23 protein-coding genes are annotated in these 24562 nt (G+C 60.5%); 18 read left to right on the plus strand and 5 right to left on the minus strand.

All coding sequences use genetic code 11. The features are described from left to right. Window positions 1-21: 21 nt before the first annotated feature. Genes ACEWMW_RS00115 through ACEWMW_RS00160 form a run of 10 tightly spaced genes read left to right on the plus strand, consistent with a single transcriptional unit; the run spans window position 22 to window position 10252 of the window. Entirely contained in the window at window positions 22-870 is an 849-nt protein-coding gene (locus ACEWMW_RS00115) for a cupin domain-containing protein (protein ID WP_409411850.1), read from the plus strand. Then, window positions 836-2146, plus strand: a complete 1311-nt coding sequence (locus tag ACEWMW_RS00120; RefSeq protein WP_409411851.1) for a spinster family MFS transporter — start codon at window positions 836-838, stop codon at window positions 2144-2146. Before ACEWMW_RS00115 ends, ACEWMW_RS00120 begins: the two co-directional genes overlap by 35 nt. Continuing rightward, window positions 2136-2819 (plus strand): VOC family protein, encoded by a 684-nt coding sequence (locus ACEWMW_RS00125; protein WP_409411852.1) that lies wholly within the window; start codon window positions 2136-2138, stop codon window positions 2817-2819. Before ACEWMW_RS00120 ends, ACEWMW_RS00125 begins: the two co-directional genes overlap by 11 nt. Window positions 2820-2839: 20 nt before the next feature. Then, window positions 2840-3412: a cupin domain-containing protein gene (locus ACEWMW_RS00130; RefSeq protein WP_409411853.1), complete on the plus strand. Its 573-nt coding sequence runs from the start codon at window positions 2840-2842 to the stop codon at window positions 3410-3412. Further along, window positions 3409-4638, plus strand: coding sequence for an MFS transporter (locus tag ACEWMW_RS00135; RefSeq protein ID WP_409411854.1), 1230 nt, complete (start codon window positions 3409-3411; stop codon window positions 4636-4638). Before ACEWMW_RS00130 ends, ACEWMW_RS00135 begins: the two co-directional genes overlap by 4 nt. Further along, complete coding sequence (locus ACEWMW_RS00140) at window positions 4635-6344, plus strand: thiamine pyrophosphate-binding protein (RefSeq protein WP_409411855.1); 1710 nt, start codon at window positions 4635-4637, stop codon at window positions 6342-6344. The genes ACEWMW_RS00135 and ACEWMW_RS00140 overlap by 4 nt, the downstream gene beginning before the upstream one ends. A gap of 53 nt (window positions 6345-6397) precedes the next feature. Next, window positions 6398-6961 carry a VOC family protein gene (locus ACEWMW_RS00145; protein ID WP_409411856.1) on the plus strand — a complete coding sequence of 188 codons (564 nt, stop codon included), beginning with the start codon at window positions 6398-6400 and terminating at the stop codon, window positions 6959-6961. Next, window positions 6958-8139 (plus strand): FAD-dependent oxidoreductase, encoded by a 1182-nt coding sequence (locus ACEWMW_RS00150; RefSeq protein WP_409411857.1) that lies wholly within the window; start codon window positions 6958-6960, stop codon window positions 8137-8139. The genes ACEWMW_RS00145 and ACEWMW_RS00150 overlap by 4 nt, the downstream gene beginning before the upstream one ends. 29 nt (window positions 8140-8168) lie before the next feature. Continuing rightward, window positions 8169-8792, plus strand: a complete 624-nt coding sequence (locus ACEWMW_RS00155; RefSeq protein WP_409411858.1) for a maleate cis-trans isomerase family protein — start codon at window positions 8169-8171, stop codon at window positions 8790-8792. Beyond that, window positions 8792-10252: an aldehyde dehydrogenase family protein gene (locus ACEWMW_RS00160; RefSeq protein WP_409411859.1), complete on the plus strand. Its 1461-nt coding sequence runs from the start codon at window positions 8792-8794 to the stop codon at window positions 10250-10252. The genes ACEWMW_RS00155 and ACEWMW_RS00160 overlap by 1 nt, the downstream gene beginning before the upstream one ends. Here ACEWMW_RS00160 and ACEWMW_RS00165 read toward each other — a convergent pair. Beyond that, window positions 10249-11304, minus strand: a complete 1056-nt coding sequence (locus tag ACEWMW_RS00165) for an NADP-dependent oxidoreductase (RefSeq protein ID WP_409411860.1) — start codon at window positions 11302-11304, stop codon at window positions 10249-10251. The genes ACEWMW_RS00160 and ACEWMW_RS00165 overlap by 4 nt on opposite strands. A 102-nt stretch (window positions 11305-11406) precedes the next feature. On the opposite strand from ACEWMW_RS00165, the gene ACEWMW_RS00170 reads away from it, so the two are divergent. The 5 genes from ACEWMW_RS00170 to ACEWMW_RS00190 all read left to right on the plus strand — a co-directional run bounded on the left by ACEWMW_RS00170 (window position 11407) and on the right by ACEWMW_RS00190 (window position 15687). After that, window positions 11407-12327, plus strand: coding sequence for a LysR family transcriptional regulator (locus ACEWMW_RS00170; protein ID WP_409411861.1), 921 nt, complete (start codon window positions 11407-11409; stop codon window positions 12325-12327). Between the two features lie 87 nt (window positions 12328-12414). After that, window positions 12415-13317 (plus strand): DUF1838 family protein, encoded by a 903-nt coding sequence (locus ACEWMW_RS00175; protein WP_409411862.1) that lies wholly within the window; start codon window positions 12415-12417, stop codon window positions 13315-13317. Further along, window positions 13314-14231, plus strand: a complete 918-nt coding sequence (locus ACEWMW_RS00180) for a DUF1838 family protein (RefSeq protein ID WP_409411863.1) — start codon at window positions 13314-13316, stop codon at window positions 14229-14231. The genes ACEWMW_RS00175 and ACEWMW_RS00180 overlap by 4 nt, the downstream gene beginning before the upstream one ends. Then, entirely contained in the window at window positions 14228-14788 is a 561-nt protein-coding gene (locus ACEWMW_RS00185) for a VOC family protein (RefSeq protein WP_409411864.1), read from the plus strand. The genes ACEWMW_RS00180 and ACEWMW_RS00185 overlap by 4 nt, the downstream gene beginning before the upstream one ends. Beyond that, on the plus strand, window positions 14788-15687 hold the full coding sequence (locus ACEWMW_RS00190; protein WP_409411865.1) for an alpha/beta fold hydrolase: 900 nt from the start codon (window positions 14788-14790) through the stop codon (window positions 15685-15687). Before ACEWMW_RS00185 ends, ACEWMW_RS00190 begins: the two co-directional genes overlap by 1 nt. Here ACEWMW_RS00190 and ACEWMW_RS00195 read toward each other — a convergent pair whose 3' ends face one another. Genes ACEWMW_RS00195 through ACEWMW_RS00210 form a run of 4 tightly spaced genes read right to left on the minus strand, consistent with a single transcriptional unit; the run spans window position 15688 to window position 21318 of the window. Beyond that, window positions 15688-17178: a PepSY domain-containing protein gene (locus tag ACEWMW_RS00195; RefSeq protein WP_409411866.1), complete on the minus strand. Its 1491-nt coding sequence runs from the start codon at window positions 17176-17178 to the stop codon at window positions 15688-15690. It lies immediately after the preceding gene. After that, a complete protein-coding gene (locus ACEWMW_RS00200) occupies window positions 17175-18248 on the minus strand; it encodes a PepSY-associated TM helix domain-containing protein (protein WP_409411867.1) in 1074 nt (357 codons plus the stop codon). Before ACEWMW_RS00200 ends, ACEWMW_RS00195 begins: the two co-directional genes overlap by 4 nt. Before the next feature lie 21 nt (window positions 18249-18269). Then, on the minus strand, window positions 18270-18830 hold the full coding sequence (locus tag ACEWMW_RS00205; RefSeq protein WP_409411868.1) for a cytochrome b: 561 nt from the start codon (window positions 18828-18830) through the stop codon (window positions 18270-18272). Between the two features lie 13 nt (window positions 18831-18843). Further along, window positions 18844-21318, minus strand: a complete 2475-nt coding sequence (locus tag ACEWMW_RS00210) for a TonB-dependent receptor (RefSeq protein ID WP_409411869.1) — start codon at window positions 21316-21318, stop codon at window positions 18844-18846. Window positions 21319-21590: 272 nt separating this feature from the next. On the opposite strand from ACEWMW_RS00210, the gene ACEWMW_RS00215 reads away from it, so the two are divergent. From ACEWMW_RS00215 to ACEWMW_RS00225, 3 genes are read left to right on the plus strand one after another with little or no spacing between them, the layout of a single operon-like run. Then, window positions 21591-22925 (plus strand): MFS transporter, encoded by a 1335-nt coding sequence (locus ACEWMW_RS00215; RefSeq protein WP_409411870.1) that lies wholly within the window; start codon window positions 21591-21593, stop codon window positions 22923-22925. 8 nt (window positions 22926-22933) lie between these two features. Then, window positions 22934-23965: a YybH family protein gene (locus ACEWMW_RS00220; RefSeq protein ID WP_409411871.1), complete on the plus strand. Its 1032-nt coding sequence runs from the start codon at window positions 22934-22936 to the stop codon at window positions 23963-23965. Then, window positions 23962-24552: a carboxymuconolactone decarboxylase family protein gene (locus ACEWMW_RS00225; RefSeq protein ID WP_409411872.1), complete on the plus strand. Its 591-nt coding sequence runs from the start codon at window positions 23962-23964 to the stop codon at window positions 24550-24552. The genes ACEWMW_RS00220 and ACEWMW_RS00225 overlap by 4 nt, the downstream gene beginning before the upstream one ends. The last annotated feature ends 10 nt before the right edge of the window (window positions 24553-24562 follow it).

Here is a 24562-nt window from a genome sequence, read left to right on the forward strand (position 1 = left end):
CTAGCGGGAGGGGTCGAAAAGATGGCAAGAGAACACACGCTCTTCGTGATGGCGCAGGACATTCCCTGGGATGAGGGGCTCTATTCGGGCACCCGCCCGGGCTTGCGATCCAAGGTGCTGTCTATCGACGAGGCGGGGACGGATGCGACCGTGGTCGTCGAATATCCCGCCGGCTGGAGCGCAGATGGTCCGGAGCATTGCACGGCGCACGAGGAATTCCTCGTCATCGAGGGTGAGATCGAGATCAATGGCATCTCCTATGGGATGCATAATTACGGCTTCTTCCCCGCCGGATATGTTCGCAATTCGGCGAGCACTTCGGACGGCGCCAAATTGCTGACGATGTTCTACGATGCCCCCCAGTATCAACTGGGCGAGACTGAGGAACCACACGATCCCAAACTGCTGGTCGAGCATGTCGATCCCCTCCCGACGGAGTGGGATCCGGGCCTCGTCGATCCGCAGCTGTCTGCGGGTGTCGCAATCAAGCCATTGCGGACCGATCCCTATACGCAAGAAACCTCTTTCCTCTACATGTCGCCGCCGCACCGCGTGCCGCCCGGAATGGCAAAGCCGCAATGGACCCACTCAATGGTCGAGGAGCTCTTCTGCCTCGCCGGAACTTATGTCTGGGGCGATTGCGGACGTATGGGTCCGGGCGGATATTGCTGGTGGCGCGAAGGCGTCTACCACGGACCCGCCGGAACCGACGTTGGCTACATGCTCTTCGTTCGCACAGTGAACGGGCCGCTCGACAATATCTTTGATACCGAGAAAAAGCCTTTCAGCTGGGATCCACCTTACAATCCGCAACTCCCCGAGCGGCTGAGAAAACATGCCAAGCCCTTCACCGAACGCCCTCTCGCCTGAGGTCACCCGCACCAGCGCGGTAGCACTCACACTGCTCACCGCTGCCTATGTGCTGTCATTCATCGACCGCACCATTATAGCGCTGATGGTGGGTCCGATCCGAGCCGACCTAGGCATATCGGACACCCAGTTCAGTCTGCTCGGCGGGCTGGCCTTCGCACTATTCTATACCACGCTGGGCATTCCGCTTGGCTGGTGGGCCGATCGCGGCGACCGTCCCAAGATCATCGCTCTCGGCATCGCGCTGTGGAGCCTGATGACTATGGCCTGCGGTCTCGCTTCGCGCTTTATCACCCTGTTCATCGCGCGCATGGGCGTGGGCGTGGGCGAGGCGGCGCTTTCGCCCGCTGCCTACTCACTCATTTCCGAGACCACAAAGAAGGAAAAGCTCGGCGTTGCGCTGACGATTTACAGCTCCGGCGTCTACCTCGGGATCGGCCTGAGTTTCGCTATCGGCGGCGTGTTGGTTGAAACTCTAGGATCGGCACCACCACTCGATCTGGGGTTCCTGGGCGAGCTCAAGGGGTGGCAACAGGTGTTCCTGATCGCTGGCGCTCCGGGCCTGGTTATCGCGCCGTTATGCTGGTTCCTGCTGCCCGAGAGCCGGCGCGTCGGTTCGGCACCCGATCCCTCGCAATCACCGCCGATCATTGGCTGGATGGGCGGTCACAAGACCTTCCTCCTATGCCATTTCTTTGGGTTCTCGATGCTTACGATGGCCTTCAATGGCTATCTCGCCTGGACTGCCGAATTCCTCCTGCGCAATTTCGCGATGGACAAGGCAACTGGTGGCGGATGGCTAGGCCTGATCGTACTTTTCGCAGGGGTCGGCGGAATGCTGATCGGCGGACGCGTGGCCGACAAGCTGCTTTCTCGCGGGGACGGACGCGGCGCGCTAACCGCAGCGATTTTCGCCAGCGTCGCACTTGTGCCCTTTGCCGCGAGCGCTCCGATGATGCCGTCTGCCGCGCTCAGCCTCGCGATGCTGGCGCCGGTCGTTTTTCTTTCGGCATTCTGCTTTGGCCTCGCGGTCATCTCCCTCCAGCTGGCGACACCCGAAAGGCTGCGTGCACGCATCTCCGCGATCTACCTGCTGGTGGTGAACCTCACCGGCATCGGCCTCGGCGGAACGTTGGTCGCAGCCATATCGGACCATGTATTGGGGGGTGAAGGCATGCGGATCGGCGAGGCCATGGCGATTGTGGGAGGCGCAGCCACACTTATCGCGGTGCCGCTGATCTTCACCGCGCGCCGGACCATGCCGCATGGCGAGTGACAATCCGCTTGTCGATCTGTGGATCGATCATCTGGGCTTAGCCGTTCGCGATGTCGCGCCTGTGGTTGCCGCTCTTCGTAACGATGGACTCAAGGTCAGTGACCCGGTCGAATTGCGAGGCACGGACGGTCCCATGGGCCAGGTCAGCGCGCATTGCGTATTCGAGAATTTCTATCTGGAGATTAGCGCGCCGATCAAGGGGCATGACAACCACCTGTGGCCGATATTGGAGGACGGAGCCTGCCTCGGGATCATCGTGATGCAATGCGATGATGCGACAGCGCGGCAGGCGGCATTGACGGATGCCGGGATCGCATGCGGGCCGGTGAATGACGCGTCGCGCACCGTAGCCCTCAAGTCAGGCGACACGACCGCCCGTTTTCGCTGGTTCCCAATCGAGGGCCTGGTCGATCGCGCCATCATCGCCGAAGTCGAGCACCGCAATCCGGAAACGGTATTCGCCAGCGAGCTGGGCAATCACGCGAATGGTGCGCGCCGCGTGAAGCGTATCGCCATGGGATCTGACTACTCGCCGCTTGCCAGGTTGGCAGTCGGCCGCCCGGATGCTGCGCCCGAGATCAAGCTTGATCAGGACTTGCCGCCGCGCGGGTGCACAATAGTGACCGACACGGGCACCGATCTGCTAAAGCTGACCTTGGAGGCGTGCGGCTGAGCGTCGCGGGAGAGAATGGGATGAGACAAACTGGATGGATTGCGGCCCTTATCTGTTTCGCACTGATAGCATGCGAAGAGGTGCCGCAGCCTGCGCAGGATGAAGCCGGCGAGCTCGAACCCTTGCGGCGGATCATCACTACCGAAGACAGCGACGGGCGCGCGGTCGTGCTGGACGACGGCCCGAGCGCGAATGTCCTAGAGCTCAACGGGTCGCGCGTCGTGCGCCTGTGGGAGACGAGGCAGTTGCCCGTCCCGATCCCGGTATCCGAAGACAAGGGTGCGACTGCCGAGAACGGCTACCGCGACGGATTCATTGGCTCCAGCGTCTATTATGCCGATCTTCCGGTCGGCTCGGGCCTCGACGAAGTGCCCATCCACAAGCTCGACAGCATGGACTACATCGTGCTGCTCGAAGGCGAGGTCGACCTCGTGCTCGAAGGCGGCGAGCGAATCCCGATGAAACCCGGCGAATTGCTGATCCAGGCAGGCAACAACCACAGCTGGGTCAATACCGGCAATACTCCGGCACGGCTGCTCTGCATCATCCTGACGGGCGAGCGAACCGGCGCAGGCGTTGAGGCGAGCGAATGAGCGGCATCTATCGCGGGTGGACCGTCGCGGGCACAACCGTTGCCTCACAAATGGCGCAGGCTGGCCTGCTGATTTACGGATTTTCGGCATTGGCGTTGCCGCTTGAGCGCGAATTTGGCGTGTCGCGCGCCGAAGTCATGATCGCATCAACATTCTTGTCGCTGGCTTCGAGCGGCTTTGCCCCGGTCGCCGGATGGCTGGTCGATCGCGGATCGGTCAAACGGCTGATGCTCTTCGGCGCAGCCATGCTGGGCTTCGGCTTTGCGCTGCTGCCTGCGGCGACAACCATCTGGCATGTCTGGGCGATCTACGCGCTGATCTTGCCGCTGGCGAATGTGCTGCTGGGGCAGATTACTAGTGCCACGCTTATCACCCGCTGGTTTGAGAAACGGCGTGGGCGGGCGATGGGCCTTTCCACACTGGGCACTTCGCTCGGCGGCTTTGTATTCCCTATGCTATTCGTGACGCTGGCCGAGATTCAAGGCTGGCAAGGTGCTGCAATGATATGCGGAATGGCGACGGCCGCGATGTTGGCGGTCCTCATCTTGCTCACCGTGCGCGACCGTCCAGATAAGGAAGAAAAGACAGTAGAATTTGCGCAGACGACGGTAGATGGAGGGGAAACCGCCGCAGCTGCGCTCTCCACTCCCGCAATACTGGCGAAGCCCGCTTTCTGGATCATCACTATTGCGGTCGGCCTCAAGATCGCGACCTACTTCGCCCTCATCAACAATCTCGCCGGATTCGCCGATGGCGTCGGAATTGGTGCGCTTGTCGCGGCCAGCATGGTCTCGCTCCTTTCGCTGAGTTCGATGGCGGGCAAGCTCGCCTTCGGGACCTTGGCGGAGAAGATCGCGGCCAAGTGGCTGTTCGTCGGCGCGCTAGCGATGACGGTCGCCAGCTTCGCGATCCTGCTGTTCGTCGACACCACCTTCTCGCTGGGCGTTGCTTGCCTCCTGCTGGGTTTATCGACAGGCGGCATGCTGCCGCTGTGGGGCCTGATTGTCGCCCAGCATTTCGGCGAAGCGAGCTATGGCAAGGCGCTTGGACTGACTAACCTCGCTATGGTGCCGGTCACGGCCAGCGCATCGCCGCTGGCGGGATGGTCCTATGACCAGACAGGAGGTTACTCCGCCGCGATCTGGGGAGCGATGGCGATCCTCACAGCGGCGACGTTCATGGCCGCATTGCTGAAGGATAGCCGGACACCGGAAGCCGCCGCATGACCGGCGCCGAAGTCATAACAGAGCAATTGCGCGCGCAGAGCATCGGCACGGTTTTCTCGCTCGCTGGAGCCTCGCACACCTATCTGCTCGACGCGCTCGATCGTGACGGCTTCGCAATCATCTCCAACCGCCATGAAAGCGGCGCAGTGGGTGCGGCAGACGGCTATGCCCGCGCGCTGGCGGACCAGCGCCCCATGCGCCCCGGCATCGCGATGATCGTGAGCCCCCAAGGCCTCGCCAATGCCGTACCGGGTTTGGCGGTGGCGCAGGCGATCGGCTCTCCCGTCGTGGTACTTGCGGCTATCCCGCCGGGCGGATTTCTCGAGCCGGAAGACATCATTGCAAGGGCGCAGCTCGATATCGTGCGGCCGGTGTGCAAATGGGTCGCCGAAGTGCCCAGCGCGGCGCATCTGGGAGGCTCGCTGCGCTCGGCAATCGAAAAGTCGACCAGCGGCAGGCCCGGGCCTGTTGTGCTGTTCATCCCGCAGGATTTCTTCCGGGAAGACGTGGGGGCTGGTGAAGCCAAGCCGGTCGAAATCGAGGTGCCCACGCCAGATCAAGCGGCGCTTGGTAAAGCTGCTTCATTGCTTGATACTGCCGAGCGCCCTGTGGCGATTACGGGCCTTGGTGCCTTTCGCGCTCGCGCAGGAAATGCTCTCCGCGAGCTTGCCAAGCGTGGTGTCCCGGTCCTTGGCAACGGCACGGGGCGCGGCCTTGTGATGGAGAATCACACACAAGGCTGGTCGTGGCCCTATGCCCAACGCGAAGTGCATAAGGCCGACTGCATATTAGTCGTGGGCGAAGTTCTGACCCAGCGTCTTGGTTTCGGGCTACCGCCGCGCTTCGCGAAAGACGCCAAATTCATCCAGATCGACGCTTGGGGCGATGCGTTCAATCGAAATCGCCCCACCGATGCAGCGCTGCAAGGCGATGCAGGCGCGACGATTGAAGCGCTGCTGGCGAAATCGTCGCGCAGGTGGGACGCGGGCTGGTTCGCCTCTGCTTTAGCAGCAAAGGACGGCTATCTCGATACGCTGGGACGAGAGACCGACGGCGCTTCGCATCCGCTAGCCCTCGCCCGCGTAATCGAAGAGGCGCGGCCACCAGATGCCCTGTTGGTCGGCGACGGAGCCGACATGCAGAACTGGCTCTATGGAGCGTACCGCGTGAACACCGCAGGCGGCTTCATGGACCACTTTCCGCTCGGCGCGATGGGATCGGGTACCGCACTCGCGATTGGCGCGGCGGCGGCGTTGCGGGAACTGGCGGGCAGCGATTCCGCGCCCCGTCCCGTCATCCTCGCCACCGGCGACGGGTCGATTGGCTTCTACCCCGCCGAATTGCATGCAGCCGCACTGGCAGGCCTCAATCTCAAGGTAATAATCGGCAATGATGCCGCCTGGGGCACCGAGGCGCACGGGCAGGAGCAGGCCATCGGGCGCACGATCAACACCGAGCTGGGCGAATTGCCCTATGCCAGCCTTGGCGAGGCATTCGGCCTCGCATCGCAGACGTGCGCGGACGTGACCAATCTCGAAAACAGCCTTTCCTGGCTGTTTGCACAGGACGGCCCCGCCCTGCTCGACGTGAAGATCGATCCGGCAGCCGGGGCGGAACTCAAGACTGGTTCGCTCGCGAGCTCAATCCTGTTCAGCGATCTAGAAGAAGGCAAGTCAGCACTGGCCGCAGGAAAGGACTTCAAATGACTGGGCTGTGGCAACCATTTTTCGCTCTTGGCGCATTGTCACTCGCTTGTGCGATGCCCACTCCATCCTTGGCGCAGGATCAGGCTCTCGAAGCGCCTGACGGTCGCCCCAATGTCGCGCTGATCCGCTTTTGCGTGATCCCGGCTGATATCGAACGCTCGGTGCGATTCTATCGCGATGTGCTGGGCTACGATGTCGTGTTCGACGGCGATATCGAGCATCCGACCAACCGCATCGTACTTGGCCTTGAGCCGGAGGAGAAGGCACGCTTCATCATCCTGCGCAGTGACAAGCAGATCGACGGCCAAGATGTGAGTACCATTGGAATCGGCTTGCTGACGATCGAAGGGCGCGACGATATTCCGAACGCAAATATGCCGAACGACAATTCGATCGCCGCCGGACAGGCGATGCTCGCGATGCGGACCGACGATATGGACGGGCTAGTTGAACGGGCCACGGCATTTGGCGCGATTATGCCGGTTGCGCCGGTCGAGACCCAGACAAAGCGGGGTACCGAATACGAGCTGGTGATCCTCGATCCGGATGGTGTGCGGATGCACGTGGTGCAGGTCATACCGCCCGAGCCAAAACCAGAACCCGAGGCTGGGGTTTGAGCGCCGAAGTCGTCATCGTTGGCGCGGGGCCGGTCGGGCTGTCGGCAGCGCTGCGGCTTTCCGCGCTCGGGGTGAAGTCAGTGATACTTGAAGCCGAGGAAGTGCCGCCGCATGACTTGCGCGCCTCGACTTTCCACCCGCCCACGCTGGAGATGCTTGATACGCTTGGGCTTGCCGAGCCGTTGGTCGAACGCGGACTCGTCACGCCGCATTGGCAGATCCGAATCCACGAAACGGGCGAACGCGCGCTATTCGACCTTGCACATATCGCCGAAGACACCCGCTATCCTTTCCGCCTGCAATGCGAACAGACGACGCTCTGCGCATTGGCTGAAGAGAAAGCGCGGGCCGACGCGAATATCGGGCTGGTGCGCGGCTGCGCGGTCAAGAGTCTCGAGCAGGATGGGGACGGCGTCACGGCTACCGGATCGAATGGCGAGAAATATCGCGGCACATTCCTGATCGGCGCCGATGGCGCGCGCAGCGTGGTGCGCAAGACCTGCGGCTTCGAGTTCGAAGGGTTCACTTACCCCGAAACGACCATTCTGGCGACGACGCATTTTCCGTTCCACGATCACATCGATGGACTCTCCAACGTCAACTATTGCTGGTCCAACCACGGCACTTTCAGCCTATTGCGACTGCCGGACATCTGGCGCTGCAGCCTCTATTCGGACCCGCATGAAAGCGAAGAGGAAGCGCTCGCGCCAGGAGCTATTGAGACCAAGCTGCAGCGCATCGTCCCACAAGAGAGCCCTTATCAAGTGGACGAAATCCGCCCCTACCGGATCCATAACCGGATCGTGGAGACCTACCGCCAAGGCCGCGTGCTGTTGGCAGGCGATGCTGCGCATCTCAATTCACCTTCGGGCGGTATGGGCATGAACGGCGGGGTACATGACGCATTTGCATTGGCCGAAGCGCTGACTGAAGTCCTGAGCGGCGGTGACGATGCCCTGCTTGATCGCTACTCGCGCCGCCGCAAGGCGATCGCGCAAGAGCAGATCCTCAAGCAGGCGCATCGCAATCGCACCCGCATGCAGGAGCGTGATCCCGCTGCTCGCCGCACCGAACTGGCGAAGCTCCAAGCGATCTGCGATGATCCGGAGCAGGCCCGCGATTACCTGCTCAAGAGTTCGATGATCGAGGGATTGCGGCAGGCGGAGACGATCCAGTGACCAAGGCGCCCATTGCCCTTCTCACCCCCATGGCCAATCCCACGGTCGAGCGCGAGATGCGCCGCCTGCTCCCCGCCGAATGTGATTACCTCGTCGGGCGACTGGTCGGCCAGGAAGGCGATTCGCAAGGCCGCCTCGTCGAATATGCCGAGGAATTGCCACGGGCGCTTGAGCAGTTCGGCGGTCTCAAGCTATCCGGAATAGCCTTTGCCTGCACCGCTTCGAGCTATCTGATCGGGCGCGAGCGCGAGGACGCGATTTCCGCAGAGATTGACATCCCGGTGATGTGGGCATCGGGCGTCATCAGGCGGGAACTTACCGCAAAAGGTGTAAGCAAGCTTGCGGTGATCTCGCCCTACCCTGAGCCGATCCATGCTGCCGGGCTGCGCTATTGGCAGGATGCCGGGCACAAGGTGGTGTTCGACTCCCGCGTCGAGATCGGTTCTGCCGACACGCGCAACATCTACAACCTCGACGGAAGCGAGGCGCGCCCTGCTCTCGCCCGTGCGCGCGACGCGCGGCCAGATGCGATCCTGCTGTCCGGGACTGGTATGCCCACCGCATCGCTGATCAACCCGGCGGGCAGCCCGCCGATCCTCTCGTCCAATTACTGCCTTGCCCAGGCAATGATCACCTTCACCGGAGCCTCATAATGATCGAGACCTGCACCAGTTACATCGCCGGCCAATGGGTCGCGGTCGCGCAGCAGGAGCGCCTGCCTGTCATCTCGCCTATCGACGAAACGCAGGTCGCCGAAATCGCCGAGGCGGGCGAAGCCGAAGTGGGCCGCGCCGTCGCCGCCGCGCGCGCCGCTTTCGCCAAAGGGGAATGGTGCAATGCGCCGGTCGGCCACCGCCAGCAGGTCTTGCGCCGGATTGCCCAGCTGATCCGCGACAATGCCGACGACCTGGCCGAGCGCGAATGCCGCAATGCGGGGCTGCCGATGAAGCAGATCCGCGAGCGCCATGTGATGCGCGCAGCGGCCAACTTCGAATTCTTCGCCGACTTCATCGGGCAGGTCCCCAACGAAAGCTACGAACAGGAAGCGCCCTTCCTCACCATTGTCCGCCGCGAGCCGGTCGGCATCGCCGCGCTGGTCGCACCGTGGAACGCGCCGCTGGCACTCGCGACGATGGAGATGGCAGGCGCGCTCGCCTTCGGCAATTGCTGCATCCTCAAGCCGAGCGAGCTGACCCCGCTCGAATTCGTGCCGCTCCTTGAGCTGATGAGCGAGGCCGGCATTCCCGACGGCGTTGTAAGCCTCGTCAACGGGCGCGGGCCGGTGACCGGCGCAGCGCTAGTGGGGCATCCCGATATCGATGTCATCGCCTTTATCGGCGGCACCGAGACTGGACGGCATATCGCGCGCGCCGCGGGCGGAAACCTCAAGAAATACGTCGCCGAGCTGGGCGGCAAATCGGCCAATATCATCACCAAGCAGGCCAATCTCGAGCGCGCGCTCGATGCCGCGCTGGTGAGCATCTTCTCCAATAACGGCCAGCAATGCCTCGCCGGCTCGCGCATCCTGGTCGACGAAGAGATAGCGGAGGACTTCATAGCGAAATTCGTCACGCGGGCAGAGAACCTCAAGGTCGGCGATCCGCGCGATCCAGAGACCGAAATCGGCCCTGTCATCAGCAAGGCGCAATATGACCGCGTGCTGAGCTTTGCCGAAGGAGCGGACATCCTTACCGGCGGCAAGCGCGCCGAAGGCTTCGACAAGGGCTACTACGTCGCCCCCACGGTGGCGCGGGCATCCGACAACTCGATACCGCTGTGCCAGGAGGAAATCTTCGGCCCCTTCGCTACCTTCCTGACCTTCTCAGGAATCGACGAGGCGCTGGAGATCGCCAACCAAAGCGAATTCGGCCTCGTCGCCTATCTGTGGTGCGATGACATGCCGACAGTGATGCGCGCGCAGGATGCGCTCAAGGCGGGCACGATCTGGGTGAATACACCGCTGGCGCGTGATCTTCGCGCTCCTTTCGGGGGCTACAAGAATTCCGGAGTCGGGCGGACAGGAGGGCTATCAAGCCGCAACCTTTTCACCGAGGAAAAGGTGGTGACCATCCCGCTGCGCGATTTCCCCATTGCTAAGCTGGGCATGGGTTAAGCAGCGGCGGCATCCTTCGGGAGGAAAAGCGGGTCCGCAACTTTGACCACCTGCTTTCCAACGTTGGCCCCGTCATAGAGCCGCATCAAGGCGCTCGGCATGGCTTCGAGCCCTTCCACGATATCGACCAAGACTGGCAATTTGCCTTCGCGGTGCCACTTGGCCAGGTCGCGCTCGGCTTCACTGAAACGGTCGCGGTAATCGTAGACAAAGAAGCCCTCGAGCTTGGCCCGGTTGCCACCGATCAGAGCCCAGTTCTTGAGAGCATAGTCGTCGTCGATATATTGCGAGATGCGACCACAGCTTGTGATCCTCGCGTAGCGATTGAGGTGTATCAGCGCGGCATCGAGAATCTCGCCGCCGACATTGTCAAAGAAAACGTCGATCCCATCGGGAGCGGCCGCGCCAATAGCCTCTTCGATATTGCCACCGCGGTAATTGATTGCCGCGTCATAGCGCAACCTGTCGGTAAGCAGCGCGCATTTCTCGTCGCTCCCGGCAATACCGATCACCCGGCACCCGTGCAGCTTGGCAAGCGGTCCGACCACCGAGCCGACGCCGCCTGCGGCCCCTGACACGAGCACTGTCTCTCCTGCCTTGGGGAGCGAGATATCGAGCAAACCGAAATAGGCCGAGTAACCCGTAATCCCGAGCGCGCCGAGAAATAGGTAAGGCGGCACGCCCCGCTCGCTAACCTTGAACATCAGCTTGTCTTCGCCGCCATCGGTCAGCGCGAACTCCTGCCAGCCCAGTTTGCCGTGCACACAATCCCCGACTGCGAAATCGGGATTATTGGAAGCGACCACCTCGCCCACCCCGCGACCATACATGGTGTCGCCAATCGCCATAGGCGGCTCAATTCCCGCGCCGTCGATCATATAGCGCCGCATGACGGGCGCCAGCGACAGGAACAATGTTCGCACCACGAATTCGCCTTCGCCCGGCTGCGGCACCGGCGAGGTCTCGAGCCGGAAATGCCTGTCTTCGACTCCCGCAACAGGACGCTCCGCCAACGTCCAATGCCGGTTTTGCAGCTTCGCCAGGTCCAGCATCTACCGTTTTCTCCCTACCCGGCAGTCACGCTAAGTTCCGCGCGTTCATATCGTCCAATTTATAGTTTTGACAGAAGTATAAATCCAATTTAGCCACCTCTCATGGCAGAGATGGAAATCACCCTTAGGCAGCTGACGTATCTCACGCGCTTGCAGGAGAAGGCGTCGTTCACGGCGGCTGCCGAAACGCTCGGGATCACGCAGCCGGCGCTCAGCATTGCGATCTCGCAGCTCGAAGAGGCGCTTGGCGTATCTCTGGTCGAGCGCGGGACAAGGCCAGTGACATTCACCGATTTCGGCGAATTAATGCTCACTACGGCTCACCGCGTGTTGCGCGAGATCAAACAGGTTCGCGAGGAGATTACTGCGCTGGAAAGCGGCAAGGTGGGCAGGCTCGATATCTGCATGGCGCCGAGCGCGGTCGGCCTCGCGGTGAGCGAGGTGCTGAGCGAAATGGTCGAAGAATTCCCCGAGCTGGAGATCCATATCGGCCGCGCGGTCCTGCCTGCGGTGGCAGAACGCCTGCATAGCGGGGAATTTTCCGCCTTCATCGGTACTATCAATGAATCAGACAAGGAGCCGACGCTCGACATTATCCCGCTCACTTCGGTCCAATTGATTGTGGTGGCGGGAGGCGGACACGCGCTCGCTGGGCGCGATGAAGTAGCGATGCATGACCTAACCGAGCATCAATGGATTCAGATCGGCAACATCGATGCGAACCTCCCCGCATGGAGGAAAGCATTCCAGGAAGCGGGCCTAGTACCGCCCGTCCCCGCGCTGGATATCCGCAATATCGGGCTTGTCCGCGACATGCTGATGCAGGACCAATTTGTCACCGTCTTACCAGCACCAATGGTCGCGCGCGACATTTCTGCCGGCCTCCTAGCAGACGTATCGCCAGCAGGACTGGATTGGCGACTGCCGCTCCGCGCAGTTACCTCGCGGGTGAAACGCCCATCTTCCGGTGTGCGCCTATTTCTCGAAAAACTTGAAGCGAAAATGGCCGCCCCCACGTATTAGGTGAACATATGGGTTTCGCAATATTATAAATTGGACCCGCAGTCGGCACTCGCGCACTCTGGTTGGCAAAGCGGGAAGGGAGACAACATGATCCGCAAAAAATTTGCCGCCTCACTGGCGGCAGCCGCAATTCTGGCATTGCCGGGCAACGCGCAGGCCGAACAGCTCGACCAGAACGATCCGGAAGATGCGCTCAAAATCATGCGCAAGTCGATCTGTTCGCTCAATGACGGCGAACCAGTAATCTACTGGTGGACTGGCTCTATGTTCAGCCGCGTCGAAGGCGAAAAGGATCGCAAGCTCTTCGGCCTCGAAGGCATGAACATCCGCCAGTGTACGACGGTCGCCGATTCCGAGCGCGGCGAAGGCTTCCGCTCTGTCAGCCGCGAGATCATGATCCACACCGATCCCGAAACCGGTGAAATCATGGACAGTTGGACCAATCCGTGGACCAAGGAAGAGCTCGACGTGATCCATGTCGCCAATGATCCGGTGAACATGCGCAATCCGATTTTCGCTTACCGCGCGGATGGGACGCCGCTGAAGACCGAGTACTGGGTAATCAACGGGCGCGCACTGCGCGGGGGCAATACGCCGCTGTTCTACGAAAATCCGTTGGGCGGCGAGTACCAGGACTGGGTCGGCGGCAAGTATCACGCGATGGAGATGGGTAACGACTTCTTCTACGCCGAAGACCTTTTCGATGCTGATGACCCCACGGTCGACCATCACTCAATCAGCTGGTCGCGCATTTCCAATTGGCTCCCATGGATGAAGATGGGAGACCGCAACGGCGTGATTTACACCGCCACTGTTGGCGGACGCGTTAATTCAATCGACGACCTGCCCGAAGAACTGCTCTCGGTTCTGCGCGAGCGCTATCCGCAATATGCCGCTCCGCCGCCGGTCGATGATGCGCGGCCCAATGAAACCAGCTGGGAAGTCTTCCGCAAGATGATGGAAGCCAGCCAAGCGGAGGACGGACAATGAGCAAGATCGTATTTACCCTTGCCGGAGCAGCCATGCTCCTCGCCTCGCCCGCTGCCGCGCAGCTCGATCCCGAAGACGCCGATGACGCGTTCCGGATGGGCACCAAGATGTTCTGCTCGCTAGAGACGGAAGATCCGACGGTCTATTACTGGGAAGGCACAGTCTACAGCCGCGTGCCTGGCGAAAAGGACACGCATCTGTTCAATGTGATGGCGATGAACACACGCCAGTGCGAAGCTTTCGAAGACCCCGTTCGCGGTGTCGGCTCGCGCAGCGTCAGCCGCGAAGTGATGTTCTATCTTGATCCGGAAACGAACGAAGTGATCAACACGTGGGAGAACCCATGGACCGGAGAGACGGTAGATGTGATCCACGTCGCCAACGATCCGGTAAACTCGCGTCGTCCGAGTTGGTCGCGGAGTGAAGACGGAACTCCCCGCGCCACTTTCACGCCGACGATCGTCGATGGCTACGCCTATCAGGGCGGCGGCGCTGCGTTGCTGTTCTATGACAACCCGCTCGCGGGCGAATACCAAGAGTACGTCGGTAATAACTATCAGGCGTCAGAATTCCTGACTTGGACCGCACCGATCGACGATATTGCCGACGCGAAAACTCCGCATGTGGTCGACAGTGTGATCAGCTGGGGCCGTATCTCGCGCTGGATGCCGTGGATGAAGATGCGCAGCCGCGACGGACTGCTGGTATTCTATACGGGGGGCCTGCGTCTCAACAGCTGGGACGAGATGCCGGAAAAGATGAAGAATGAAATTCGCGAGAATTATCCGGTCTACGCGGCGCCGCCTCCGGTCAATGACGATCGGCCCAACGATACGAGCTGGACGGTCGCCAAGCGGATCATCGATTCGCTGCGGGCAGCGGTGTCAGCTGCTGTCGAAGATTCCGCCGAATGAGGACAGTCGCTCTGGCCGCGCTGGCTCCGCTGGCGCTGGCCGGCTGCGCTGCTTCGATCGAAACGCCTGCTGCAGCGCCCGTTGCAGAGAGCGGCGCAAGCGAAGGCACCGTGCTACGCCGGGCAACGTTGCTGACGCACGACATCGAAAAATCGATCCGCTTCTACGAGATCATCGGTTTCGAGCAATGGTATGTCGGGCAACCGGGAAAGATCTCTGAGAGCGGCCTGCCGGTTGAAGGCACCAAGGCTGGCGATCCGAGCCGCTTCGTGATCATGAAGGGCAAGCATCCCTACATCGGCATGATTGGTCTGTTGCAATATGGCGAAGCGAGAAAAGCGGGCGCGCCGGCAATGCGCCATGGCGATGCGATCATGATGGTGGAAGCCGAAGGTCTCGACGAGATCTTCCGCCAGCTGGTCGCGAACGGCTACGCAGTCCACAAAGAGATCGAGACCGTGCCGATCCAGAGCGTCACCGACTCATGGGACGCGCGCTTTGCAATGGTGTACGATCCTGACGGTCACCTCGTGGAACTGACCGAAAGGCTCAACTGATGCATCGCAGGGCGATACTTTCTGCAATTGGAGCCGGTCTTGCCGCCCTCCCCCTCACGCGCCTGCATGCACTGCCCGAACCCGCGCCCCAAGGCATCACTCGGCGCTATATCCGCGGCGCTTTCGGTCAGATCCACTTGCGCGTCGCGATGCCGGACCCGGAGAAAATCACCGCACCCCCGCTCGTCGCACTGCACCAGACCGCGCTGTCCGGACGCATGTTCGACCATTTCCTGCCGGTGATGGCGCGCGATCGCATGGTCATCGCACCCGATACGCCCGGCTATGGCGAATCCGATCGGCCCGCCGAGCGTCCTCCGCTGGAAGCCTATGGCGACGCCATTCTCGATGCGCTGCTGCGCGAATATGGCGGCCCGTTCGACCTGCTCGGCTACCATACGGGCGCGGCGATTGCCGCCGACCTTGCGGCTCGCCGCGACATGGTGCGCAAGACCGTGCTGGTTTCGATGCCCTATTTCGGCGACGAACGGCGCAATGGACTGGTCGAGCAGATCGATCGGCCGCGCGGCTACAACGACGAATATTCCGAAGACGGCTCGCACCTCCCGCCGATGTGGGAGGGGACGTTCAAGGCGCGGCCCGAAGGCCAGAGCTGGGACGATGTTGCGCGGCTGGTTTCGGAGAAACAGCGGGCCGGGCGTTGGGGCGGATGGGCCTTGCTATCCGCGCTCGAAATCGACCTCACCGAGAAGCTCCAATCGATCGACAAGCCCGTGCTGGTGATCGCGCCGCATGACGGCCTCGATCCGCAAAGCCGCGCTGCGGCAGAAGTGATCCCGGCCGCTCAGCTGATCGAACTACCTGATCTGGCCTATGGGCTTTTCGACGCTACGCCCGAGCGCATCGCCGATCCGGCGCGCGCTTTCCTCAACGCCTAATCAAATCCACTTTCTCCTGAGCCACATCACTGGGCCGCTCAGCGCCAGGATAATCGCGAGTACCGCGAAGAGATCATTCGCCCATTTGAACTCGCTGTGGATGACGAGCCCCAAATGTACATCGATCAGGAACAGGAACAGAGTGGTGCCGGGCGCAGCGTTGGTGAACGCCGTCCCCGTTTCTTCCATCGGGGATGTGAATGTCGGCGCGTGGTAGATCTGCTGGCTGTTCTTGACATAGACCTGCTCGCCATCGCGCGCGGCGCTGGTGATGGCGGTGCTGGTTCCTTCCAGCTGGCTCCACTCGTCCGCATCCGCCTCGCGCAAGAAATTGCGCCCGCCGCCAAAGCCAGCAAACATCGTATCGCCGACCCGGAAGATATTGGCACCCGGCGCGCCGCCCTCGACGGGCACGCTGAGGTCTGTCGCCCAGCTCTGGCCGTTGTCGGTGGTTTCGAGCAAACCGTGGCTCGTAGCGATGGATATCCGGCCCGGTTCGCCCGGCCAGGCCGCCACGCCGTCTATCTGGTGATCGAAACTCGCCAGCTGGTAGGCCGATGGCAGCGATTCCCGAGCGACGGTCTTGCCGTCAGCCCAGTCGAGGAAACCGTAGATGTGGTTGAGCGGGATCGCGCTGATCGAAATATAGAGCAAGGGGACAAGGCCAAGCAGGCCGATGATCGGAGCGTGCGCGCGGAACAGCCACTGCATCCATCTGCGCTGCGTCTTCATCGTCATGAACTTGCGCCGCCCACGCCGCGTCACGAACCAGTAAAGGATCCCGGTGAGCGAGAGGACTGCCATCGCGACCCCGCCCAGATCGTTGAGCCAGATGCCCCAATTGCCCGGCAGCAAAGCGCGGCCAAAATGGATATCCATGATGAAGCGATGGAATTTCACCTCAGGCGATAGTCCCGTGACGTTCTCCTCGAGATTGACGGGCGTCAAGTCGCCGCCGGCAAGGTCAAAGGTGAGAATGTCGCTCATGTCGGCAACGACCATCAGCTCATCAGCGCCATGTCCCTCGCTGATCGACGTCAGGTGCTCGCCCGGCAAGCCGATGCGCGCCGCCTTCGTCCCGTCGGCCGACAGTTCCCAGATGCCCTCATCGCTGGCGAGATAGGTTCGGGCAAAGCCCTCGCCGCCAAGGTCGGCAATACCTGTTACTTGCGGTTGGCCGGACAGCCCGTCGAAATCGATATCCGACCAGTTTTCGCCATCGTCGGAATACCACGCACCGCGCTCCGAGCCGCCAACGATCCGTCCGTCTTCGACCGCGATATGACGCATGACCGTTCCTGGGACGAGGTATTCGACCCGGTCAGACGTCCAACTCGATGGCACGCTGTTCTGGCTGACCCAGCGCCACTCGTGATGATCGAGCACAACGCCGGTCACGCCCATCACAAACAGCCACAGCGCTGCGACGAGCCCGGCCCATTTGTGGATCGACCGCAGGAGGCGGTACGTGGGCGCCTTGGGAAAGGTCATGCCTTTTGCGATTTTCGCAGCCGCCGACCCCTGCGCCAGATAAGGAAACCGCTCACGCCCCAAAATAGCAGCGCGATGCCGCAGATAGTCGCGATGATCCCGCCGACTTCGCCCACGACATAGAGCGTGTGGAGCGGATAGAGCCAGTTGCGCAGGCCATCGCCGCCTTCCATCAATCCGGTGTTCTTGATCGTTGCCTCGCCAGTCTGCGGATGCACGAGCACATCGATCCGACGCAGCTGCGGCGTGGTCATGGCGAACCAGTGCTGGCGAGCATGCGGCCCGGCTTCGGAGAATGCGCCGAACCGCTCGGCACCAGACGCCTTCAGGGCGATTTGCGCTGCTTCGGCCAATTCGACCTTGATCGGCGGCACCTCCTCCAACATCATCGCTTCGCGCATATTGGTGGCGGTGACGAGGACACCCGTTTCCTTCTCGTACCAGTTGAACAGGTTCATCGCCGTACCGGTAATCGCGGTCATGAATATCACCGTGCCGACAAACAGTCCCGCCTTGCGATGCCAGCGCACCAGCCAGCTCTTCGGCGTGACCTTGCGCGTCTGCCGATAGTGCCACATGCCAAGAATACAGATCGCCATCGAACCCAGGCCAATGATCGTGATCAGCACGCGGCCCAGATTGCTCCATTCCCATTTGTGCAATGTCGTAATCAGTCCAACCCAGCCGGTGCTCTCCATCAACGGCATCTCGGCCAGAACCTTGCCGCTGTACTGGTCGACCGTGACCATGCGCGACATGTCCATCTTGGTCTTGTCGTATCCGCCCATCACCATCACCGCGGTGTCTGGCGCGGAATCGCTGGGATACATCACATGCGCCGACTGGAATTCGGGCAAGTCACGCTTGACGATCGCTATGACTTCGTCGGGCGTAGCTGCATTCCCGATCACGGGCGCAGAATACCCCTCCTGCGTCTCACCGATCAACAGGAAACGGTATTGCGTGACAGCGCCGGATACGCCTTGGAAAATAAGGAAAATGCCCAGCAGCAGCGCAAACCGCCGATGCCATGTCCGTACACCGCGCGATACTTTCGGATTGCTTGCCAAATCCTTACCCCTGTCCCATCGTCACTCTTGCTCGGGCAGCATCGATTTCAGCACCCGATCCCTCTTCACAAAGTGGTGATAGAGCGCCGCGCCGATATGGAAAACCACCAGGGCGGTCAGCGCCCAGGCCATCACAAAATGCGCCCAGTAGAATGGTCCGACCAGCTCCTTGTTCTCCGGAGTGATCGGCGGAATGACGAACAGGCCGAATACATTGACCGTGCTGCCAAACAGGCTCGAGCTGAGCCAACCGGTAATCGGCAAGGCGATCATCAGGGCGTAGAATGCCCAATGGACGCGGCTGCTCCAGCGCTCTTCGAAATCGGTCAGGTCATCGGTTTGCGGGACGGGCTGGCGACGGCGCCACCAAAGCCGGAACAGGATCAGGGCAAATGCGATCAGCCCCAGCGCCTTGTGCCAGTGCACCCACTCGAGGAAGATCCTGACGTTCGACTTGAACCAGTAGGTGCTGTCATTGGCGTGCCACATGATCAGCGACGCCACGATAATGAGGAGCGCGATCAGCCAGTGAAGCCACTTGCTGACCGCGCCCCATCGCGTTTCCGTGTTCGATAGCGCCATCAGCGCTGCCTTCTTAGTATCTCCAGTTGACGGTCAGGCCAAACTGCCGCTTGCGCGGGGCACCGACGATGAAGTCGCGGAAGAAGGTGAAGCGGCTATCCGGTCGTCCGAATGTTGTCCTACCCGGTGAAGGCACAAGCATGCCGCGATTGAAGTCGAATAACCTTGTGATCACTAAGGGAGTTTTGTCCTCAAGCACGTTGTCGACGAAACCCGTCACCGTCAGATTGCCGAACTCGACGCCTGCGCGAATGTTCCAGTTGTAGCTATCACCGGTCCGCGCGAGATTATGCACCTGCGCATAGCGATTGCTTTCGTAAGCCAAATCATTCCGTAGGAAAAATTCGGCATTGTCGCTAACCGGGAAGCGCACGGTTCCAGCCAAATTCAGCTGATGGACGGGAGTTTGCGGCAGACGATTGCCCGCCACCTGGCCGTTAGGTCCATCCGTGTCTGCCGGATTAGGCTGGGTGAAGTCTACATCGAGAAAACTTGGCTCGCCATCGGTGTCGAGCAGCTCTTCAGTATTCTCGTCATAGAAGTCTTTAAAAGTGGCGTCGTTATAAGCGTAACCAACTCGAACATCGAGCCAATCGGTCACACGTCCGAATACCTCGACTTCTAGACCTTTGATCTCCGATGCGCCGGCATTTACGATGAACGGAACGGTCGAGAAGTCGCCCTGTGTTCTTTCGTAGGGCTGCGATTGCGTCAGCTGCTGGCTTGTCCAATCGAGGTAGAACCCCGCCACATTGAAGCTCAAACTCGTGCCCGGGATCAGACCCTTGGTGCCGAGCTCGTAAGACCAGACCTGCTCTTCATCGAACGTCTCGATGCCCCTTGCAACCAAATCGGCGACCGAAGCCGCTGTTCCGTCGCTCGGAAGATCATTGAAGCCGCCCGGCTTGTTGCCCTTGGCAACCGCCGCATAGATATTGAGGTTCGGGTTGACTTCGAACTTGGCGGTAAAACGAGGTAGGAACGCCGTAAATGTTTCGCTGCGCAGATTGGTAGGCGCTGTGATTGCGGGCGAATCACCGTCACTTTCGTCCGAAGCAAGTATTTCGTCTTCCTGGTACCGACCTTCGGCGCTTATGGTGAGCTGGTCCGTCACATCGAACTCGAGCATCCCATACACGGCCCAGTTGTTGACGCCGTCCGCTGAATCGAGGCGATACTTGTTGCCCAGCTCGGCAGAGGTCCAAGAGGTGTTGATGTTGAACCCTTCGCCATCACGCTGGCGGAAGTAGTATGCACCAGCCAAACCACGGATGCGAGCGTCCTGAGGTGAAAGCAATCGCACATTCTGGCTAAAGTCGTGAGTTCTGGAACCGCCGATGGAGAGGCTGGGAGTATCGGTCGGGAAGAGGTCGTTGTCGAAACCGTTGACGTTCTCCGACCCGTTAAAGGCAGTGATGGAAGTCAACTGCCAGTCACTGTCGAAGTAATAGTTCAGGGTCAGATCACTCCGGAAATAGTTCCGCGTTAGACCGCGATAACCAAGCTCTTCGAGCTCATCGTTGTTATAGGCGAGTTCGCGATCGCCCTGTTCAATCTCACCACAGAAATATCCTCTAGAGCGATTCTCATTCACCGGAATAGTGAAGGAAGGAAGGAAGAAAAATGGCTGATAATTTCCGGAAATCTCGGGCAGAAAACAATTCAGGTTCTCCGAACCGAACTTGTAAGTCGCATAGCCTTTGTCGCGGTCTTCACCGTAAGCTACGCCCAGAATTGCTTCGAGATTATCGCCGGGCGTGAGGCGGAACTTCGCACCGACGTTCCAGCTTTGCTGGTCATTGATGTCCCGTTCGCCATTGTCGGCATTCACATAGTCCCCGCCAAAGCTGTAATAACGCCCGTTCAATTCAAGCGCGGCCACATCTTCCTGCAGCGGTATCGAAACAAAGCCCGATACTTCCTGGTGATCGTACTGGCCCACGGTGACTTCCGCACCAGCGCGGAATTCGTTGTCAGGCTTGCGGGTCACAAAATTGATAGCACCGGCGAAGGTCTGGCGACCATAAAGCGCCGACTGCGGTCCGCGGATGACTTCCACGCGCTCGAGATTTTCGAGCTGGTAACTCGTGATGTTGCCAGAAACGAAAACTCCATCGACGAAGAAGCCTGCGTTCGCTGCACCAAGGATATTCGACATGCCGCGAATGGCTGGGCGAACACTCGCGCCGCCCTCGCCGCCGCCGGTACGGCCAAAGCCCTGACGGAACGAGAAGCCTGGAGTTTGCAATGCAACATCAGAAATGTTGTCAATCCCGGCTTCATCAATCTCTTCAGCGCCAATTGCAGTGATCGCGAGCGGTACATCGATCAAGTTCTCTTCGCGCTTACGCGCGGTCACAACGATCACCGGGCCACCTGTTTCGCGGCTATCGGCACCTGCCTGGTCATCGGCATCCTGTGCCTGCGCCTGCATCGGCAGTGCTGCAGCCAGACCGGCTACGCTCGCCATCAATAGCGATTTCTTCATCGTAACTTTCCTCCCTTGAGCGTTGCGCTCGTGAAATACACCGTGCCTTGCGGCTCACCAAAGTCCAATTTATTCAATTTAGAATTTGATAAATGATTTTAATCCCATTGACCCGCTTCATCATTGCGCTGACAAGCGCCGAGGATGACTCGAATTTGTCCGGACATTTGGTATACCATGTGTGATAGGCGAGCAAGCCGTCCCCCTCTCTCTCCGTTAAAACCGGAGAAATTGTGTGGCCATTTTGCCGCACCGCCTGGTTAGGGATTTGAATGACAGAAGCCGCAGCGAATACCGAGAAGCCTTGGCCCTCCGCGGGAGCCGGCTGGTTCCTCGTCATCATGCTGACGATTGCCTACATCTTCAGCTTCGTTGACCGCTACATTCTCGGCCTGCTGGTCGAGCCGATCAAGGCTGAGTTCGAGCTCACCGATATCGAGATCGGCTGGCTGCTCAGCGCATTCACGATCATCTACGGCTTTGTCGGCATTTTCATGGGCTGGCTGATTGATCGCGGCCGCAGGGTCTGGATTGTATCGATCGGCATCGCCCTTTGGTCCGCAGCGACTGTCGCCACCGGCTTGGCCAAGAATTTCGTCCAGCTTTTCATTGCCCGAATGAGCGTGGGTGTTGGCGAGGCGACGCTCAGCCCCGCGACATTCTCCATGATCGGAGATGCCTTCCCGCCCGAAAAGCGCGGTAAGCCAATCGCTTTCTACTCCAGCGCGCTGCCCGTGGGTGCCGGTATCGCATCGCTACTAAGCGCGGGGATCATTGCCTGGGCTGCATCGGGCGGAAGCCAGTCATTGCCATTCTTTGGTGAGCTCTCGCCTTGGCGCTTTACCCTTATCGTGGTCGGCCTTCCCGGCATCATTCTGGCGCTCGGCTTCCTGTTCATGAAAGAACCCGTCCGCCGCCCGGTGCCGGTATCACAAGATACTGTCACCGGCAGCGGCTTCGGCGATGCCTTGCGCTACCTCTGGAAGAACTTCGCACTTTATGCGGGCGTGATCCTGGTCGTCTGCGCGATGACGGCGATGGCCTATAGCCAGGGCCTGCTGCCCTCTACTTTCGAGCGTACTTGGGGCTGGAGCGCGCAGAAGTATGCGCTGATCAATGGCATCGCGCTGCTGATTATCGGCCCGATCAACATGATGATTTTCGGCGCCTTGTCCGACCGGCAGAGCGCCAAGGGCATTATCGATGCACCGCTCAAGATCCTTTATATCGGCTTCTTCATCATGATCCCTTCGGGCGTAATCCCCTACTTCATGCCGTCGGCTGAGCTTGCCTATGCAGTGCTGTGCATCAACACAGTCGGTATCGGCATTGTCTCTGCCATCGGAGTGACGGCGCTGCTGGCCATCACCCCATCGCAAATCCGCGGCCAGATCGTGGCGCTGTATTATCTGGGCATCAGCTGGTTCGGCTCGCTTGGCCCGATCGTGACGGGATACCTCTCCAACCTCGTATTCGGCGAAGAGAACCTGCGATATGCCGTAGCGATGGTGCCGATCATCTTCGCGATCCTGCCGCTGGCGCTCATGCCGATGACCCGGCGGCTCTATCGCGAGCAGCTGGCCCGGCTCGGCGTCGCCAAATCCTGACAGACATAATGAGACAAACCATGCGCATCTTGCTCCTTCCGCTCATTGCAATGGCCATGCCGGCGCAGGCACAAACGCCGCTTACGCCGGGCATCTGGACCAATGTCGAGGATCGCTCCTTCGCCGAGGAAGAAGGGCGCGAGACGCCGCCCGAAATGGCATTCCGAATCGCGGATGACGGGCGCTGGCAGCCGATCGATGCGTTCGGTGAAGCGCAGGCAGACTGGCAGTCGATCCCCCTCCCCGGCCTGAACAAGCGTAGCGGTGGCGGATGGGAAGTGAGCGGCAGCGAACTGCGCCTTGCCCGCCCGTTCAAATGCTGGTTCTCGGTGAGAAAATTTGCCGCAAAGCCGGATGGTAGCGACGACTGGTCTTTCCAGAATAATCTCGCGGTCTTCGATCAGGGCGGCAAGGTAAAAGTCGGCGGCGGCGATGCGCCCGAAGCAACTATGCGGCTGCGCAATGTGACTTGGGCGAAGGGCAGCTCCAATGCCCCGTCGCTGGTAATCTACGCACACCGAGACCATGCCGAGCGGGCAACGTCCTACAGCTGGGCAGGACCCGATTCCGATCGCGTGGGTCTCAATCTGCGCTGGCTGCAGGGCAGCTGCACGCGCGACGATGAGGCAATGGGCGCGACCGCAGAAAGTCTCGCCGCGGCAGGGGCCGAATGGAACGCCGCCTTGCAGGCTCAGGACTGGAAAGCCCTGCGCGCACTCTACTCCGACGATGTCTGGCTGATGACCGACAAGGCCCCGGCCTTGAAGGATGCCGACGCGATCGTACGCTACCTGCGCCGCTTCGCCGATCAGGGTGCCAAGACCAGCTTCGAATTCGAGCCGGAAGACGTGCAAGTCGACTACCCCTATGGTTTTGTCACTTCGCCCTATCGCATGGCCGTTCAGGTACCAGGACGCGATGAGCCTATCCGCTCTGCCGGCCGCGCCTTGCTGATCTACAAGTGGCAAGACGGCGGCTGGAAGCTGTGGCGCGACATGGACAACACCACGCCTGACGTCACGCTGGATGAAACCGAATGACACGCATTGCTCCGCTAGCTCCAGCCGATGCCTTCGGCGGCGATGAGAACGCCGAGTTCGCGCGCAATCTCATGGGCTATATTCCCAACTCTGTGCTCACCATGGCGCATTGGCCTGAGTTGCTGACGGCATTCCGCGACCTTGTGAGCACAATCTACGGCGACAGCGAAATCGACAATGCCACCAAGAGGTTAATCGGTCATGCGACAAGCCTCGCCGCAGGGTGCCGCTATTGCCAGGCTCACACCGCGCATGGAGCAAGCGAGCAAGGCGTACCGCAAGCGAAGATTGACGCGCTCTACGATTTCGAAAGTAGCGATGCGTTCTCTGAGGCCGAAAAGGCGCTGCTCTCGCTCGCATTCGCTGCCGGTGGGCAGCCCAACCGCGCAACCGATACGCATTTCGAACGCTTGCGCGAACACTATAGCGAGCGCCAGCAGGTCGAGATAATGGCAGTGATCGCCATGTTCGGTTTCCTCAATCGCTGGAACGACACGCTGGCGACCGATCTCGAGGACATTCCCACCGCCTTCGCCGAGGCTAAGCTGGCCCCGCATGGTTGGGAGGCCGGGGCGCACAAATCCTGATTGGTTTACG

It is taken from the genome of Litorerythrobacter xanthomarinus (assembly GCF_046254955.1).
GTDB lineage: Bacteria > Pseudomonadota > Alphaproteobacteria > Sphingomonadales > Sphingomonadaceae > Qipengyuania_C.

Coding starts and splice junctions, on each gene's coding strand:
- ACEWMW_RS00115 (WP_409411850.1), top strand. CDS start 22: ATGGCAAGAGAACACACGCTCTTCGTGATGGCGCAGGACATTCCCTGG.
- ACEWMW_RS00120 (WP_409411851.1), top strand. CDS start 836: ATGCCAAGCCCTTCACCGAACGCCCTCTCGCCTGAGGTCACCCGCACC.
- ACEWMW_RS00125 (WP_409411852.1), top strand. CDS start 2,136: ATGGCGAGTGACAATCCGCTTGTCGATCTGTGGATCGATCATCTGGGC.
- ACEWMW_RS00130 (WP_409411853.1), top strand. CDS start 2,840: ATGAGACAAACTGGATGGATTGCGGCCCTTATCTGTTTCGCACTGATA.
- ACEWMW_RS00135 (WP_409411854.1), top strand. CDS start 3,409: ATGAGCGGCATCTATCGCGGGTGGACCGTCGCGGGCACAACCGTTGCC.
- ACEWMW_RS00140 (WP_409411855.1), top strand. CDS start 4,635: ATGACCGGCGCCGAAGTCATAACAGAGCAATTGCGCGCGCAGAGCATC.
- ACEWMW_RS00145 (WP_409411856.1), top strand. CDS start 6,398: ATGCCCACTCCATCCTTGGCGCAGGATCAGGCTCTCGAAGCGCCTGAC.
- ACEWMW_RS00155 (WP_409411858.1), top strand. CDS start 8,169: ATGGCCAATCCCACGGTCGAGCGCGAGATGCGCCGCCTGCTCCCCGCC.
- ACEWMW_RS00160 (WP_409411859.1), top strand. CDS start 8,792: ATGATCGAGACCTGCACCAGTTACATCGCCGGCCAATGGGTCGCGGTC.
- ACEWMW_RS00165 (WP_409411860.1), bottom strand. CDS start 11,304: ATGCTGGACCTGGCGAAGCTGCAAAACCGGCATTGGACGTTGGCGGAG.
- ACEWMW_RS00170 (WP_409411861.1), top strand. CDS start 11,407: ATGGCAGAGATGGAAATCACCCTTAGGCAGCTGACGTATCTCACGCGC.
- ACEWMW_RS00175 (WP_409411862.1), top strand. CDS start 12,415: ATGATCCGCAAAAAATTTGCCGCCTCACTGGCGGCAGCCGCAATTCTG.
- ACEWMW_RS00180 (WP_409411863.1), top strand. CDS start 13,314: ATGAGCAAGATCGTATTTACCCTTGCCGGAGCAGCCATGCTCCTCGCC.
- ACEWMW_RS00185 (WP_409411864.1), top strand. CDS start 14,228: ATGAGGACAGTCGCTCTGGCCGCGCTGGCTCCGCTGGCGCTGGCCGGC.
- ACEWMW_RS00190 (WP_409411865.1), top strand. CDS start 14,788: ATGCATCGCAGGGCGATACTTTCTGCAATTGGAGCCGGTCTTGCCGCC.
- ACEWMW_RS00195 (WP_409411866.1), bottom strand. CDS start 17,178: ATGACCTTTCCCAAGGCGCCCACGTACCGCCTCCTGCGGTCGATCCAC.
- ACEWMW_RS00205 (WP_409411868.1), bottom strand. CDS start 18,830: ATGGCGCTATCGAACACGGAAACGCGATGGGGCGCGGTCAGCAAGTGG.
- ACEWMW_RS00210 (WP_409411869.1), bottom strand. CDS start 21,318: ATGAAGAAATCGCTATTGATGGCGAGCGTAGCCGGTCTGGCTGCAGCA.
- ACEWMW_RS00215 (WP_409411870.1), top strand. CDS start 21,591: ATGACAGAAGCCGCAGCGAATACCGAGAAGCCTTGGCCCTCCGCGGGA.
- ACEWMW_RS00220 (WP_409411871.1), top strand. CDS start 22,934: ATGAGACAAACCATGCGCATCTTGCTCCTTCCGCTCATTGCAATGGCC.
- ACEWMW_RS00225 (WP_409411872.1), top strand. CDS start 23,962: ATGACACGCATTGCTCCGCTAGCTCCAGCCGATGCCTTCGGCGGCGAT.